Source organism: Catenulispora sp. EB89 (genome assembly GCF_041261445.1).
Lineage (GTDB): Bacteria > Actinomycetota > Actinomycetes > Streptomycetales > Catenulisporaceae > Catenulispora.
The window spans coordinates 137,002-152,619 of sequence record NZ_JBGCCU010000007.1; the positions used below are offsets into that span (position 1 = coordinate 137,002).

Annotated in this window: 15 protein-coding genes; 2 read left to right on the plus strand and 13 right to left on the minus strand. The window is 71.1% G+C overall.

Annotated features, from left to right (window positions below):
* Positions 1 to 22: 22 nt before the first annotated feature.
* Entirely contained in the window at positions 23 to 1,726 is a 1,704-nt protein-coding gene (locus tag ABH920_RS17200; RefSeq protein ID WP_370350004.1) for a beta-1,3-glucanase family protein, read from the minus strand.
* 328 nt (positions 1,727 to 2,054) lie between these two features.
* Between ABH920_RS17200 and ABH920_RS17205 the strand changes: the two genes are divergently transcribed.
* Both ABH920_RS17205 and ABH920_RS17210 read left to right on the plus strand, forming a co-directional pair.
* Positions 2,055 to 3,938 carry an arabinofuranosidase catalytic domain-containing protein gene (locus ABH920_RS17205; protein ID WP_370350005.1) on the plus strand — a complete coding sequence of 628 codons (1,884 nt, stop codon included), beginning with the start codon at positions 2,055 to 2,057 and terminating at the stop codon, positions 3,936 to 3,938.
* A gap of 115 nt (positions 3,939 to 4,053) precedes the next feature.
* Positions 4,054 to 5,127, plus strand: coding sequence for an alpha/beta hydrolase (locus ABH920_RS17210; RefSeq protein WP_370350006.1), 1,074 nt, complete (start codon positions 4,054 to 4,056; stop codon positions 5,125 to 5,127).
* A gap of 6 nt (positions 5,128 to 5,133) precedes the next feature.
* On the opposite strand, the gene ABH920_RS17215 is transcribed toward ABH920_RS17210, so the two are convergent.
* The 12 genes from ABH920_RS17215 to ABH920_RS17270 form a co-directional block, all read right to left on the minus strand.
* Positions 5,134 to 5,334 (minus strand): hypothetical protein, encoded by a 201-nt coding sequence (locus tag ABH920_RS17215; RefSeq protein ID WP_370350007.1) that lies wholly within the window; start codon positions 5,332 to 5,334, stop codon positions 5,134 to 5,136.
* 103 nt (positions 5,335 to 5,437) lie between these two features.
* Positions 5,438 to 6,070 carry a nuclear transport factor 2 family protein gene (locus ABH920_RS17220; RefSeq protein ID WP_370350008.1) on the minus strand — a complete coding sequence of 211 codons (633 nt, stop codon included), beginning with the start codon at positions 6,068 to 6,070 and terminating at the stop codon, positions 5,438 to 5,440.
* A 454-nt stretch (positions 6,071 to 6,524) separates the two neighbouring features.
* Entirely contained in the window at positions 6,525 to 7,883 is a 1,359-nt protein-coding gene (locus ABH920_RS17225) for an acetyl/propionyl/methylcrotonyl-CoA carboxylase subunit alpha (protein WP_370350009.1), read from the minus strand.
* Between the two features lie 5 nt (positions 7,884 to 7,888).
* Entirely contained in the window at positions 7,889 to 8,452 is a 564-nt protein-coding gene (locus ABH920_RS17230; protein ID WP_370350010.1) for an acetyl-CoA carboxylase biotin carboxyl carrier protein subunit, read from the minus strand.
* A complete protein-coding gene (gene accD, locus ABH920_RS17235) occupies positions 8,449 to 10,173 on the minus strand; it encodes an acetyl-CoA carboxylase, carboxyltransferase subunit beta (protein ID WP_370350011.1) in 1,725 nt (574 codons plus the stop codon). The genes ABH920_RS17230 and accD overlap by 4 nt, the downstream gene beginning before the upstream one ends.
* Positions 10,170 to 10,511, minus strand: a complete 342-nt coding sequence (locus ABH920_RS17240; protein ID WP_370350012.1) for a TcmI family type II polyketide cyclase — start codon at positions 10,509 to 10,511, stop codon at positions 10,170 to 10,172. The genes accD and ABH920_RS17240 overlap by 4 nt, the downstream gene beginning before the upstream one ends.
* A gap of 5 nt (positions 10,512 to 10,516) precedes the next feature.
* The gene (locus ABH920_RS17245) at positions 10,517 to 10,972 is read right to left on the minus strand and encodes an SRPBCC family protein (protein ID WP_370350013.1); all 456 of its coding nucleotides are present in this window, start codon (positions 10,970 to 10,972) and stop codon (positions 10,517 to 10,519) included.
* A 1-nt stretch (position 10,973) separates the two neighbouring features.
* Complete coding sequence (locus tag ABH920_RS17250; RefSeq protein WP_370350014.1) at positions 10,974 to 11,225, minus strand: acyl carrier protein; 252 nt, start codon at positions 11,223 to 11,225, stop codon at positions 10,974 to 10,976.
* Between the two features lie 56 nt (positions 11,226 to 11,281).
* Positions 11,282 to 12,526: a beta-ketoacyl synthase N-terminal-like domain-containing protein gene (locus tag ABH920_RS17255; RefSeq protein ID WP_370350015.1), complete on the minus strand. Its 1,245-nt coding sequence runs from the start codon at positions 12,524 to 12,526 to the stop codon at positions 11,282 to 11,284.
* A complete protein-coding gene (locus ABH920_RS17260) occupies positions 12,523 to 13,806 on the minus strand; it encodes a beta-ketoacyl synthase (protein ID WP_370350016.1) in 1,284 nt (427 codons plus the stop codon). The genes ABH920_RS17255 and ABH920_RS17260 overlap by 4 nt, the downstream gene beginning before the upstream one ends.
* On the minus strand, positions 13,803 to 14,219 hold the full coding sequence (locus ABH920_RS17265) for a cupin domain-containing protein (RefSeq protein ID WP_370350017.1): 417 nt from the start codon (positions 14,217 to 14,219) through the stop codon (positions 13,803 to 13,805). Before ABH920_RS17265 ends, ABH920_RS17260 begins: the two co-directional genes overlap by 4 nt.
* Before the next feature lie 167 nt (positions 14,220 to 14,386).
* The gene (locus ABH920_RS17270) at positions 14,387 to 15,529 is read right to left on the minus strand and encodes a SchA/CurD-like domain-containing protein (RefSeq protein WP_370350018.1); all 1,143 of its coding nucleotides are present in this window, start codon (positions 15,527 to 15,529) and stop codon (positions 14,387 to 14,389) included.
* Positions 15,530 to 15,618: the final 89 nt, after the last annotated feature.

Sequence of the window (15,618 nt, forward strand, 5' to 3'; positions counted from 1 at the left end):
CGGGGACGTGCGGAGACGGGAATCAGGACTGCGCGAAGGTGAACCAGTGCACGTTCACGAAGTCGGCCGGCTGCCCGCTGGAGAACACCAGGTAGACCGTGTGCACGCCGGTGACCCTGCCGATGTTGGCCGGCACCGTCTCCCACGACTGCCACCCACCGGTGTTCCCGAGGGCGAAGCTGCCGATCGGCGCGGCCGTCGGGCTGTCCAGCGCCACCTGAACCAGGCCACTGACACCGGACGCGGCACCGGAGGCGACCCGCGCCTTGAACTGCGTCGCGCCGGCGCTGCCGAAGTCGACGTTCGAGTACGCGAGCCAGTCGCCGTTCGCGATCCAGCCGACGTCCTGGCCGCCGCCGGAGTCCGACGTGGCCTCGTTCTGCGTGCCGTTGTGCGAGTTGTAGCTCACGGCCTGGATCGTCGAGTACGCGCTGACGCTGCCGCCGCCCCCGCCGCTGGAGGGGCTGGAGGAGCTGGAGCTCTGGCTCGGCCCGCCGCCGCCCGGCCCGGTCGCGGTGCCGCCGCCGACTGCCACCGTCAGCAGCGTCGGGTTGCCGTCGGACACCGCGCCGGACTGGTCGGTGCCGCCGTTCGGGGCGACGTCGTCGTACGGGAAGCCGTAGCCGCGGCCGTCCAGGCTGGCCGCGTGCGCGATCCGCGAGTAGTGGTTGGTGATCGCGTTCCGGTAGTAGTTCGCCGGGTTCTCGCCGTCGGGCTGGTTGGCGTCGATCAGCAGGGTGCTGCGATTGAACGCGGCGCTGATCCGCGCGATCAGCGTGCCGAACTCGCCGGCGGCGTTGGCGAACGGGCCGGTGCTGCAGCTGAAGATGTCGGCGGCCGAGGGCTGGGAGAAGCTGCCCACGCCGGGGAAGTTCAGCTGCCCGCCGGAGACCTGGCCGGTCACGGTGCCCCAGGAGGCCTGGGTGTCGATGGTCAGGGTCTGGTTCGAGTACTGCGACCACACCTGGTTCACGTAGGGCTGGTAGTACCCGGAGAACAGCGAGCTGTTGATGACGATCCCGTTGTTCGGGCTCAGCGCGCGCAGGTTGGCCCCGCCGGAGGTGACGACCAGCTGGTCCCAGCCGGCGCCGTCGGAGGCGTGCTGCGCTTTCAGGCCGGAGCAGACGGTGTCCAGGCCGTTGGCCGGCAGGCCGGCGGCGGTCTGCGTGCCGCCGGAGCCGTTGGTCAGGGTCAGCGAGATCGGCAGCGAGACGAAGTCGACGAAGCTGATGTTGGCGTACATCTGCGCGTCGTTGTAGGTGAACTCGCAGAAGTCCCACATGATGTTGATGTTGGGGTCCGACTGGTTGCTCACCGACGGCTCGACCAGGCCGGGGCCCGGGTTCAGCAGGAAGGTCAGCGGGGCGCCGACGGAGAACCAGATCCGGCCGCCGGCGATATGCGGGATGGTGATCGTGGTGGCGCTGCCCGGCGCGCCGAGGGCGATCGCGCAGTTGGCGCCAAGCGGGCTGCCGGGGGAGCCGGGCGAGGACGGGTAGTAGACCGTGTGCCCGTCGGACTCCAACAGCATCAGGGCATTGTTGTTGTCGATCGCCTGGCCGGTGACGTAGGCGTAGACCTGGTTCGAGGTCGTGGTGTTCTGCAGGGCGATCTGCAGCGTGGGGGTGGTCGCCGAGGCCCGGAAGGCCAGTGCGCCGGTACCCAGACCGAGCGCGGCGCCGCCGATCGCGGCGGCGGAGGACAGCAGCTTTCTGCGATTCATCATGAGGCGCTCCTCGGGAGCGGTGTGCACCGATTGTGGGGGAGGTGCGTGTGTGGGGGTGTGGGGGGCGAGCCGGAAACGTTTACGAAACGCGGGTCGCCTCAGAGTATGGAAACCCGGCAGTCTTGCGTCAATGTCCCGGGACCCCATGGATTCGTAAAGATCGAACATCGATCTGCAAAACAGAGCACTTATTGACGGAAAGCAACGCCCGCCGTACCGTGCCGTTCGGACGCTTACCCACACCCTCGGGGTGTCCAGCCGCGCGTGCCGTCGACCGGCCGCGTGGTTGTAAGGCTACGTGTATCCCCGTCCCCAGGGAGCATCGCCCATGCGTTCATCTCCACCTGCCCGCCCCGCCGACCGGGGCGCCGTGCCGCACGCGCGCCTCTGGCACCGCCTCGCGATGTCGATCGGCGCGGTCGTGCTCCTCATCCTCGGCGTCCTCACCACCGGCCCCGGCGCCGCCCGGGCCGCGGGTTCGCAAGAACCCTGCGACATCTACGCCTCCGCGGGAACCCCGTGCGTGGCCGCGCACAGCACGGTCCGGGCGCTCTACGCGTCCTACAACGGGCCGCTCTACCAGGTCCGGCGCGCCTCCGACGGCGCCACCATGGACGTCGGCCTGACCTCGGCCGGCGGCTATGCGAACGCTGATTCGCAGGACGTCTTCTGCGTGCAGACCGCCTGCACGATCAACAAGGTCTACGACCAGTCGCCGCAGCACAACGACCTCACCATCGAGGGCGGCGGCGGCGCGGCACCGAATCCGGACGTCGCGGCGAACGCCAACGCCGCGCACATCCTCGTCAACGGCTCCAAGGCCTACGGCCTGTACGTCGGGCCCGGCGTCGGCTACCGGGACGACAACACCAGGGCGGTACCCGTCGGCGGCCAACCTCAGGGCGCGTACATGGTCGCCAGCGGCACGCACGTCAACAACGGCTGTTGCTTCGACTACGGCAACGCCGAGACCAACAACCAGGACACCGGCAACGGCCACATGGAGTCGGTCTACATAGGCACCGGATGCGGGCAGAGCCCATGCGCCGGCAGCGGTCCGTGGGTTCAGGGCGACCTGGAGAACGGGCTCTACACCGGTGCGGGCAGCAACCTCGGGAACACCGGCAACAACAGCGAGTTCGTCACCGGGATGGTGAAGAGCAACAACCAGTCGACGTTCGAGGTCGAGGGCGGGAACTCGCAATCCGGCGGGCTGAGCATCTGGTACAACGGCTCACTGCCACCGAACGGCTACACGCCGATGTCGCTGGAAGGCGCGATCGTCCTCGGCACCGGCGGGGACAACAGCAACAGCGACATGGGGACCTTCTTCGAAGGCGTGATGACCGCCGGCGTGCCCAGCGACGCCGCCGACGCCGCCGTCCAGGCCAACATCGTCGCGCAGAACTACAGCGGCAACAGCGGCGGCAGCCCGCAGTCCTCCGGCGGCACCATCACCCTGACCGGCGGCCAGTGTGTGGACGTCCTCGGCGACGACTCCGGCCGCGACCTGACCCAGGTCAACCTCTGGAGCTGCCAGCCGAACGCCATCGACCAGCACTGGACGCACAACTCCGACGGCTCGCTGGAGACCCTGGGGCGCTGCCTGGACATCGACGGCGACGGCACCGCGGTCGGCACCAAGGTGGAGCTGTGGGACTGTAACGGCGTCGGCGGCCAGAAATGGATCCAGCAGAGCAACGGCTCGCTGCTGAACCCGCAGTCAGGGCTCTGCCTCGACGACCCGAGCGGCAACACCTCCAACGGCACCCAGCTGCAGATCTACACCTGCAACAACACCACCGCGCAGCAGTTCTCGGTCAACGGCGGCGGCACCGTCAACGGCCCCGGCAACCAGTGCGTGGACGTGGCCGGCGACGACAACGGCGGCAACCTCACGCACGTCCAGCTGTGGGACTGCCAGCCCTACGCCGCCGACCAGCACTGGTACCACAACGCGAACGGCTCGCTGGAGACCCTGGGCCGCTGCCTGGACATCGACGGCAACGGCACTGCGGTCGGCACGAAGGTCGAGCTGTACGACTGCAACGGCGTCGGCGGCCAGGTCTGGCAGTCGCGGTCCGACGGCTCGCTGTTCAACCCGCAGTCGGGCCTGTGCCTCGACGACCCGAGCGACAACACCGCGAGCGGGACGCAGTTGCAGATCTACACCTGTAACCAGTCCGCGGCGCAGAAGTTCTCACTTGAGTAGGAACTGTTTGAGGAGGAGCTAGAGGAACGCGAGCAGGCCTTTCGCGGTCGGCTCGGCACACGCGGCGTGCTGTCAGGCGAGAGCTGACGGCACGCCGTCGGTTATCGTCAACCAGGTGGACGTGACTGCGACGGATCTCCTCGACGAGGACCCGCCCGAAGATCCGGCGTCGTCGGCGGCGGCGTCGACCGAGCCGACCGAGCCGACCGAGCCGGTCCGGCTCATTCCCTACCGCAGCCGCCGCAGACGCTGGCTGCGCCGGGCCGCGAAGACCGTCGCCGTGCTGTTCGTCGCCAGCACCTTCCTGTCCACCGCGTACAACGCCGCCACGAACGGCCGCGCCTCCGTGCCGGCCGGCCTGACCTACGTCCAGGCCGGCGACGTCTCGACCCGCTACCGCGAATGGGGCACGAGCGGCACGCCGATCGTCCTCGTCCACGGTTTCGTCGAGTCCGCCGACACCTGGCAGTACCTCGCGCCGCTCCTCGCCGCGCAGGGGCACCGGGTCTACGCGCTCGACATCGACGGCTGGGGCTACACGCAGCGCGTCGCGCCGTTCGACGTCGGCCACCAGGCACGCCAGCTCGACGCGTTCATCGAGGCCCTGCACCTGGACAAGCCGCTGCTCGTCGGCCACTCCAGCGGGGCGGCCGTGGCGGCGCTCGCGACGCTGGACAAGCCCGGCGAGGTCAGCGGCGTCATGTTCCTCGACGGGGACGGTCTGGCGACCGGCGCGGGGCAGAAGACGCCGCTCACGCACCTGTTCCTCAACCCGTATCGCACGACCCTGATGCGGCTGGCGATCCGTTCCGACACAATCGTCCGCGCCATCTATGGCGCCACGTGCGGCTCGGGCTGCCCCAAGCTGGACGCCGCGGGGCTGGACCAGTGGCGCCGTCCGCTGGAGGTGCCCGGCGCCGAGGAAGCGTTGTGGAGCATGGTCAACCTCGGGGTCGCGGGGCTCCCGCCGGCCCGCCTCGCCGAACTGGCCACGCTGCCGATCCCGAAGTCGGTCGTGTTCGGCGGCGCCGACTCCTCCTACGACCCGAGCTCGCCGCAGACCACCGCGGCCCGGATCGGCGCCCCGGCCCCGACCGTCATCCCCGGCGCTCAGCACCTGACGTCGGTCAACAGCCCCGGGGCCGTCGCCGAGGCGGTCGCGGCGCTGGAGGCGCGGGCCGCCGGCTAGACCCTCTCAGCTCCGGCCGGCGGTCCGACCCGCCCCGGACGACGGCCCGCCGACCCCGGCCGCACGCAGGACCGCCAACGCGGCGGTCACCGCCACCGACAGGCCGCCGACAGCGGCGCCGACCTTGCGGTTGCGCAGCTGCCGGGCCTGGCGTGCTTCGAACTCGCGGCGGCTGGCTCGGCTGGGGTGCCTGTACTGGACGTCCATCGAGCCAGCTCCTGTCCTGCCGGGGTGTCGGGCTGGTGCCAACATGCCGCGCGCGGTGGCGGTCCGCCGCCGGGTGGTACGCCGTTCGGGCTACGGGACCCGCTCACCCCTTGGCGACCGCGCCGGCCCAGTCGAGGTTGACGCCCATCTGCGCGTACATGTCGGTGTAGCCGACGAAGCAGTCGAACTTCGTGATCTTCCCGTCGTGCAGGTACCAGAAGTCAGCGGTCGGGGCGTCGATCCGCGCGCCGTTCGGCTTCAGGACGCCGGCCGGAGTCTGCGCCGGACCCTCGAAGGTGCCCTGGATCGACAGTTCGAGCGTGACCGTGTCGCCGTTGACCGTGATGCTCTTCAGGTCGCGGTGCACGTCGGGGAAGATGCCGGCCATGCGGGTCAGCACATCGCCGAGGGCCTGGCCCTGGTAGCTCTGGCCGGCGACCTTGTCGTTGAAGACGCCGTCCTTGGTGAAGCTGTTGATGAACGCCTTCACATTCAGGCTCTTGCCCTCGGCATCGTGGTAGGCGCCCAGCACCACAGCGAGGTTGGCGATCTCGTGCGCGGTCAGGTGCCGATTGGTGAGCGGCAGCGCGGCAAGCTGGCCGCGGCTCAGGGCCGCGTGCGACTGCGTGACGCCGGCCGGGCTCGCGGCCTGCGCCGGCGCGGCGGCGACGGCCACGCCGGTCAGGCTGGCGACGGCGGCGGCGGTGACGATCGTCTTGCGGGTGAGCGACTTCATGGCCTTCTCCCAAGTTATTAAATCAAGCGCTCGCTTGAACAGTTAGAAGCATGGCCCGGATCGCGCAACCCTGTCAAGCGAATGTTTGAACTCTGGATGTGACCTGGGGGAATGCTGATTTGCGCGGAGGTAGGGGAGCGGCGCGCGGCAGGATCCTGCGACGCTAGGCGAGGCTCCGCAGGGCGCGGCGCGGCGCGGCACGGCCCGGCACGGCCCGGCACGGCACGACGCGGCCCGGCACGGCACGGCCCGGCACGGCGAGGCACGGCGAGGCACGGCGGGGCACAGCGCGGCACAGCACGGCGAGGCGCGGCGATGCGACGCGCAACGGCGAGGCGAACTGCGGCGGCACGAGGTGCGGTGCGGGGATGCACAGTGCGGTGCGCGGGGGTGCACAGTGCGGTGCGAGGTAGGCCGTGCGGCGTGCGGCGAGAAGCGAGCGAGCGCGCCCTGCCTACTTGGCCCGCTCCGCCGCCATCTCCGCGACGAACCCCGTCGTATGCCGCCCGGCCCGATGCGCGGGGTGCGCGAGGATCTCGCGCAGGAACCCGATCGTCGTCCGCAGCCCCCGCCCCTCCACGCGGAACTCCCCGAGCGCGCGGTCCATCCTGGCCAGCGCCTGGTCCCGGTCGGGCGCCCAGACCACCGTCTTGGCCAGCAGCGAGTCGTAGTCCGGCCCCACCAGCCACCCCGGGTAGGCGTGCGAGTCCACGCGGACGAACGGGCCGCCCGGCGGCACGAACTCCGTCAGCAGCCCCGGTGCCGGTGCGAAGTCCTGGTCCGGGTCCTCGGCGTTCACCCGGCTCTCGATCGCCCAGCCCCTCGGCGTGACGTCCTTCTGTTCGAAGCCCAGCGGCAGCCCGGCCGCGATGAGCAGCTGCTCGCGCACCAGATCAATCCCCGTAGTCATCTCGGTGACCGGGTGCTCCACCTGCAGCCGGCAGTTGACCTCCATCAGGTGGAACGCGCCGTCCGCCGCGAGTACGAACTCGAACGTCGCCGCGCCGACATACCCCACCGCCAGCGCCCCGCGCACCGCCGCGTCGCACATCTCCGTACGCAGCGCGTCGGGCAGGTTCGGCGCCGGCGCCTCCTCGATCAGCTTCTGATACCTGCGCTGGACCGAACAGTCCCGCTCGCCGAGATGCACCGCCGCCCCGTGCCGGTCGCACAGTACCTGCACCTCGATGTGGCGCGCGTCCTCGACGAAGCGCTCCACATACAGCCGGTCGTCGCCGAAGACGGCGCGAGCGTGCGCGCTGGTCTGGCGGAAGGCCTGCGTCAGCTGGTCGCCGGCCCGGACCACCGCGATGCCGCGTCCGCCGCCGCCGGCCACCGCCTTGAGGATCAGCGGGTATCCGATCTCGTCGGCGACCTTGCGGGCCTCGGCCAGCCCGGTCACGGCGCCCACCGAGCCCGGCAGCACCGGCAGTCCGGCCTCGGCCATCAGCGCCCGGGCCAGGGCCTTGTCGCCGAGCTTCTCGATGACGTGCGGCGGCGGACCAATGAACGTGATCCCGTGCGCCTCGCAGACCTCTGCGAAATCAGGGTCCTCCGACAGGAAGCCGTACCCGGGGTGGATCGCGTCGGCGCCGGTGCGTAGCGCCGCCTCCATGACCGAGGGCATGTGCAGGTAGCTGGCCTTCGCCGGCGGCGGTCCGATCTGCACGGACTCGTCGGCGAAGCGCACCACCGCGGACTCCCGGTCCGCGGTGGAGTGCACGGCCACGGTGCGGATGCCCAGCTCCCGGCAGGTGCGGGCGACCCGCAGGGCGATCTCGCCCCGGTTGGCGATCAGCACGGTCCCGAACACGGCGCTCAGCGCTCGCTGGCCGGCTCGACGACGATCAGCGGCTGTTGGAACTCCACCGCGCCGCCGTCCGGCACCAGGACCTCCCGCACGATCCCGGCGACCTGGGCCTCGACCGGACTCATCATCTTCATCACCTCGAGGATCCCGATCCGCTGCCCCGGCACGACGCTGTCGCCGACCGCCACGAACGGCGGCGCGCCCGGCTCGGGGGAGTGGTAGAACGTGCCGATCATCGGCGCGCACACGCGCTGGAGCCCGTCGTCGGCAGCATCGGCAGCGACAGAATCCGTGTGTGGTGAAGAAGGTTCCAGATCAACTCCGGGCACTGATACAGGCGCGCCTCGCTCTACAGGCGGCGAAGGCCACTCGATCTCCAATGCCGTCCCCAGATGCTCCAACCGGATCCGGCTCGGCGGCTCGGGCCGCGTCCGAGCCAGATCCGCGACGTGGTGGCACATCGCCGCCAGATCAGCCGTCTCCGGCCCGACCGCCGCAGCCCGCATCACCCCCGTCGCGTGGCGTCGCACCACGCCGTTCTTGGCAGCCTCGTCCCTGAGGTCGGTGGTCACGGCCTGCTCCTTTCCTCGGGTCCCGCCGGCAGGACCGCTTCGGTCCCGAACCGGTGGAAACGGTCTCTGCGCTCGGCGATCAGCCGCTTCGGGTCCCAGGGCATGAGCTCCTGAAGCGTCGTCTTCAACGCGCTCTCCAGCAGCACCGCCGCCCCGGCGGAGTCCCGGTGCGCGCCGTCCGGCGGCTCCGGCACGACCCCGTCGACGATCCCGAGCCGCAGCAGGTCGCCGGCCTGCACTCGCAACGCCGCGGCCGCCGCCGTCGCCGCCTCCGGCGCCTTCCACAGGATCGCGGCGCAGCCCTCCGGGCTGATCACCGAGTACATCCCGTTCGCGCTCACCAGCACCCGGTCGGCCACCGCCAGCGCCAGCGCCCCGCCGCTGCCGCCCTCGCCGGTCAGCACGGCCACGATCGGCACCGGCAGCCGCGCCATCAGCCGCAGGTTCTCGGCGATCGCGACCGCCTGCCCGGCCCGCTCGGCATCAGGACCCGGATTCGCCCCCGGCGTGTCGATCAGCGTGACGACCGGGAGCCCGAGCTTGGCGGCCATCCGCATCAGCCGCGCCGCCTTGCGGTAGCCGGCCGGGGTCGCCATGCCGAACCGCCGCCGCCGGCGCTCGGTGAGATCCGGTCCGCCCTTGTGGTGGCCGATCAGCATCACCGGGATCCCGGCGACCAGGCCGGTCCCGCCGACGATGGCCGGGCAGTCCTCGGCCAGGCGGTCGCCGTGCAGCTCCTGGAAGTCGTCGACGACGTGCCGGATGTAGTCCGGCGTGGTCGGGCGCTCGGGATGGCGCGCCAGACGCACGGTGTCCCAGGGCGGGCGCTCGATCAGCTGGTCGGCCGTGCGGAAGATCGCCTCATCGGCGCCCCCGACGACGGTGGGAGGTGTGCCCGGGGCTGGATCGGATCGATCGCCGATGCTCAACACCCGGGCCAACGCCGGCCGAAGCCCGGCCCGAGGCACGACGTCGTCCACCATCCCGTGCCGCAGCAGGAACTCAGCAGTCTGAAACCCCTCCGGCAGCCGCTCGCCGATCGTCTGCTCGATCACCCGCGGCCCGGCGAACCCCATCCGCGCCCCGGGCTCGGCGAAGATGACGTCGGCCAGGCTCGCGAACGACGCCGCCACCCCTCCGTACGTCGGATCCGTGATCAGCGACACCGTCAGGATCCCGGCCTCGTCCAACGCCGCGAACGCCTGCGCGGTCTTCGCCATCTGCATCAGCGATAGCACGCCCTCCTGCATCCTGGCCCCGCCGGAGGCGGTCACGACCAGCAGCGGGACCCGGCGTGCCAGACTCGTCGCAGCAGCCTGAGCGATCATCGCGCCGACCGCGCACCCGAGGCTGCCGCCGAGGAACCGGAAGTCCATCACCGCGGCCACCACCGGATGCCCCTCGATCAGGCCACTGGCACAGACCGCGGCATCGGACAACCCGGTGTCGGCCCTGGCGTCCCGCAACCGGTCCGGATACGGCCGGCTGTCCACGAACTCCAGCGGATCGTGCACCGTCGGACCGCCCCGGATCGGTACGGCCGATCCGGGGTCGAGCAGCTGGTCGAGCCGTTCGGGCGCGGTCAGCCGTCCGTGCCGCGCGCACTCCGGGCAGACCTTCAGCATCCTGATGAAGCGCTTGGCGTAGAGCAGCCCTTCGCAGCCCTCGCACCGCACCCAGTGCGACGCCGAAGACTCCCGCGCGCCCTCGACGGCGGTCATGGCCCGTGGCCCGAGCCGGCCCGGTCCCAGCGGTAGAACTCGCGGGCCATGGCGTCCTTGGGCTCGCGCCAGGTCTCCGGGTCGTAGGCGTTGACGTACGCGGCCAGCCGTTCGCTGACGGACCGGAACTCCGGATGCCCCGCGTGCCGCGCGACCTGCGGCCCGGCCGGCTGCTCGGACTCGATCAGGTGCAGGTACACGTCGCCGAACTGGAACAGGCTGCGACCCCGGACCCCGATCAGGTCCGGCAGCTCTCCCCGGTCGGAGTCGGCGAAGACCTCTGCGATACCGTCCGCGGAACCCGGCTTCATCCGGGCCACGATGAGGGTGCGATGCACGGCTGTCACACCTCCGCCGCGCGCTTCTCGACCTTCTCGCGGATCAGGTCCATCTGGATCAGGGAATTCTTGTTGATCCGCTGGGTCATTCCCGCGTCGTCCACCGGCGCGGTCGGCTTCATCGCGAAGTCCTGGATCCAGCGCATGCTGGTGCCCTCGGGGACCTCGCCGTACTCCCACCGGATGTCCATGTACTCGAACGGCCCGGGTTCGACCCGGCGCGCGCGGACGGCCTGCGCCTCCCGGTCCGTCTCGCGCTCGGAGACCCAGCTCCAGACCTTGCCGTTCTCATCGGGATGCATCGTCAACCGGAAGCGCGTGTGCTCGCCGGTGCGGTCCAGCACCTCCACGGAGGCGTACTCGCTGAACAGGCTGGGCCAGTTCTCCAGATCGTTCGTGATCTGCCACACCAGATCCAGCGGGGCGTTGATGACGACGGTGTTGTCGGTGTGTCCGGGCATGTCAGGACCCTTCCTTTAACGAGAGGTTCACGGCTTGCAGGAATTCGGCCGAGGACTTGGAGGTCTCCGCGGACGTCATCGACCGGCCGTGCCGGTTCTCCAGCTCCCCGACGACGGCCAGCAGCCCGAGCGAGTCCACCCCGAAGTCCTCGAAGGTGGCGCCCGGCCGGTCCAGGTCCAGCGGGCTGACGGTGACCCCGGCCTTCTGCTTCAGCAGTGTGGCCAGGTCCGTGGAGGTCAGTTCGACGGTCATGGGATGGCTCCATTCGTCATGTCCCTGCCGGGACGGTTGTGGGGTCGTCGGGACTGTCAGGACCTTGAGTCGGCTCTGAGGACCAGAGCGGAGTTGGAGCCCATCAGCCCCCTGCTGAGCACCAGCGCGGTGCGCGGCGCGGTGGTCCGGGCGAAACCCGTGACCAGGTCCAGGTCGTACGCGCAGCCGCCGGCGTTCGGCGTCGGCGGGATCAGCCCCTGTTCCAGGGCCAGCGCGGCGGCGGCCGTGTCGAGCGCCGAGGCCCCGCAGTAAGCCCGGCCGATACCCGCCTTTGGTGCGGTCACCGCGACCCGCGCGGCGTGCGCACCGAGCACGTCGGCCAGCGCCAGGGCCTCGGCACGGTCGGCCTCGGGCACCGCGAGCGCGTCGGCGAAGACGACGTCCACGTCCTCCGGCGGGCAGTCGGCCTCGGCGAGCGCACTCCGCATGGCGTGCGCGAGTCCTTCCCGCGACTCGGCCCACCGGGACGCGCCGGTGAACGTCGCGGCGTGCCCGGCGACCACCGCCCTGATCCGTGCGCCGCGAGCCCGCGCGGTTGTCTCGTCTTCGAGCACGAAGAAGGCACCGCCTTCGGCCGGCACGAATCCGTCGGCCTGCTTCGCGAAAGGCAGATACGCCTGCTCGGCCTCGGCGGCGGTGCTCAGCTCGGGATACCCGAGCTGACACACCATCGAGTACGGCGCGATCGGCGCCTCGGCCGCGCCGACCACCACCGCGCTGGTGCCTCGCACGACGTCACGAGCGGCGTGGGCGAGCGCGTCCAGGCCGCCGGGCTCGTCGCTGGCGACCACCCCGCAGGGCCCCTTGAACCCGCCGCGGATGGAGATCTGCCCGGTGCTCGCCGCGTAGAACCAGGCGATCGACTGGTACGGCCCGACATGGTGCGGGCCCTGGCTCCACAGCTGCTGGAGCTCGCGCTGGCCGAACTCGCCGCCGCCCGAGCCGGCCGCCGTCACCACGCCGATGCCGAAGGGGTCGCCGTCCGGATCGATCGGCAGTCCCGAGTCGTCGAGCGCCATGCCGGCGGCGGCCAAAGCGAAGTGCGTGAAGCGGTCGGTCGCGACCAAAACCCGGTCCTCGACGAACTGCGCCGGATCGAATCCCCTGACCAGGCCTGCGATCCGCAGCGGGAACTGCTCGCAGCCCTCCCGATCGATCGGGGCGAGTACGGAAGTGCCCTGACACGTGGCCTTCCAGAAGTCGTCGGTGCCGACGCCGTTGGGCGCCACCACCCCGATCCCGGTGATCGCCGCGCGTCGGCGGCCCGCGGAGCCGTTCATAAGGAGGCTCCTTCGCGGCTGAGCACCACGGCCGACTGGAAGCCGCCGAAGCCGCTGCCGACCGACAGGACATGGCGCAGCGGGAGTTCGCGTGCGCTGCCCGGGACGTAGTCCAGATCGCACTCTGGATCGGGCTTGCTGTAGTTGGCTGTCGGCGGCACGACACCGTGGCGCAGCGCCAGCGCGCAGGCGGCCAGCTCGATCGCGCCGATGGCCCCGAGCGAGTGCCCGACCATCGACTTGATCGAGCTCATCGGGGTCTGATACGCGTGCGCACCGAGTGAGCGCTTCACGGCGGCGGTCTCGTGGCGGTCGTTCTGCTTGGTGCCCGAGCCGTGGGCGTTGACGTAGTCCACGTCCGCCGGGTCGAGCCGGGCGTGGTCCAGGGCGCGGTCGATCGCCTCGGACATCTCCCGGCCCTCCTGCGTGAGCCCGGTCATGTGGTGCGCGTTGCCGAATGTCGCGAAGCCGTTGAGCACCGCGTAGATCTGAGCGCCTCGTCGGCGTGCGTGTTCCAGCTCCTCCAGGACCAGCACGGCGCCGCCCTCGCCGAGCACGAAGCCGTCCCGGCCCGCGTCGAACGGCCGGGAGGCGTGCTCGGGGTCGTCGTTGCGGGCCGAGGTGGCCTTGATCGCGTCGAAGCAGGCCACGGTGATCGGCGAGATCGGGGAGTCACAGGCCCCTGCGATGACCACGTCGGCCCGGCCGTCCTCGATCGCCTGCGCGGCGTAGCCGACGGCGTCCAGGCCGGAGGTACAGCCGGTGGAGACCGTTTGTACGGGCCCTGAGGCACCGAAACGCTCGGCCACCGCCGAGGCCAGGGTGCTCGGCGCGAAGGCGCGCGCGAGGTAGGAACCGGCCTTCTGGTGGTCGACGTCCCAGGCCCGGCCCTCGGCGCTGACCGCGACGTAGTCGTGCTCCAGCCGGGTCGTGGCGCCGACCGCGGTCCCCAGCGACACCGCGAGCCGCCACGGATCGGCGGCGGCGAGGTCCAGGCCGCTGTCCTGGATCGCCTCGGCCGCGGCGGCCAGCGCGAACCAGACGTAGCGGTCGTTGCGGTCGATCTCCTCGGCGCTCAGGCCGCCGGCGGCGGGGTCGAAGTCGCACTCGGCGGCGATGCGGGAGCGGAAGCCCTCGGCGTCGAAGAAGGTGATGGCGCGGGTGGCGGTGCGGCCGGCCGAGAGCAGGTCCCAGAACGCCGGGACGCCCGTCGCCCCGGGCGCCACCACGCCGATCCCCGTCACCGCCGCCCGGCGGGTGGCCATCGCGGGGCTCGTCATCGGACAGCCTCCGCCGGTACCGGCGCGTCCTCCTGCTCGGTGTCCACGTGGCCGAGCTCCGGGCTCGGGGCCAGCGGGCCGAGGTGGAACACCAGGCGCGCCTCGGTGGTGCCGACGTTGCGGAACCGGTGGCGCATGCCGATCGGGATCATCAGGCCCTGGTCCGGGCGCAGCGGCTGGGGCGTGCCGTCCAGATCGACCACGAGGTCGCCGCTGACGACGAAGACGAACTCCTCGGAGAAGGGATGGTAGTGCTCGCCGATGCGTTCGCCGGGCTGCACGATGGCGACGCCCATGAACCCGCTCGTCGCGCCGACCGCGGACGGCGTGAGCATGGCCCGCAGATCTCCGCCGCGCCGGCGGTTCGACGGAGCGTCGCTGACATTGACGACGACAGGCAGGTGCGTGGTCATGGCAAACTTCCCCTTGCGCTTCGGGTGGCCCGGCACCGGGTGTCGGGTGTTCGCGGTTTCGCAGTGTTCGCAGTGTTCGCAGATCGGGCGTCGGGCCCGCTTGTCAGGTCCGCTGTCAGGCCCGTTTGTCAGGCCGGCTTGTCGGGCCTGCTTGTCGGGCCTGGCCGTCAGGACTGCGGCGAGCGCCGGTCGGTGATCGGCGTCAGCTCCCAGCCGGCCAGCGCGGCCCGGCGGCCGGCGTCGTCGCGCAGCTCCGGCGCGGACCTGAGCAGCCGGGCCAGCACGGCGCCGGCTCGCGGAGCGGTGATGCCGAGTGCGGTTGCCGGATCGGTCTGCGGCGGCACGGTCAGGTCGACCAGCCGGACCACGCAGTCCTCGCGCTGGAACACGGTGCTGCGCACGAGCGGCGAGCCCGAGTCGTTCACGGCCGCCTTGTCTTGGCGGGACAGGAATTCGGCGGTCGCGGCGCCGCAGCCCGGCCGCGCCGGATAGGAGAACGCGTACCGGCTCGGCTCCTGCGCGGACGCGGGCTGCTTGGCGCGCGCGTGGTGACGGACGGCAGGAAGCGCGGCGCGCAGGAAGAAGCCTCTGGCTGACAGCGGGTCGCTCAGATCCCGGGCCTGTTCCAGATACGGATTGATCGCTTCCTCGACCGCCCTCACCTCGGGCTGCGCGGCGACGTGGCGCAGGGCCGCGACCAGGTCGCCGATCACCTCGACCGAACGGACCACCTGGTTGCCGCGCATGAACAGGGAGGTGCGGACCAGCCGGGTGGTGTCGTCGACCTTGGCCGCGGGGGAGGCGTAGCCGGCGAGGATGCCGGCGACGGTCTGTTCGCTGCCGGGCTTCACGGCGAAGGTGAGTGCGTGCCGGGTGATGCCGTCCGGTCCGGGCCCGAGCGCCACGGGGTGCGCCGATCCGCTGCGCTCCCTCGGCGGCAGGGCGCTGTCGACGCCCCGCTTGCCGAAGGTCTCCCGGAACACGGTGAAACGCAGGGATCTGGTATCCCGGACGCAGCTGCTCAGGGGTCTGACGACCTCGCGGTGCTCCGGGCTGTCCAGCCAGCTCAGGAACGGCTCGGCGGCCTCCCACTCGCTGGTGATCAGCCAGCGCGACGGGTCCTCGGTGGACTGGCAGAGCTGGTCCATCACATGTCCCGGCACGGCCGAGACCTGGTACCGCATCTGCTCGTAGGCGTCGAGGAAGCGTTGTTGCGCGCCGTCTTGCACATCCAGCAACAGGACGACCCGCAAGCGGGAGTCGGTCGTCGGGCGGGCGCGCTCGTCGAGGACGGGAGACGGCTGAGCCATGGTCGGTCTCTCTTTCGGGTTGCCTGACCACCAGATCGTTTCCGAGGTATCCGGATGGCGCGACGATTCGCATCCATCCGGGCGAAATT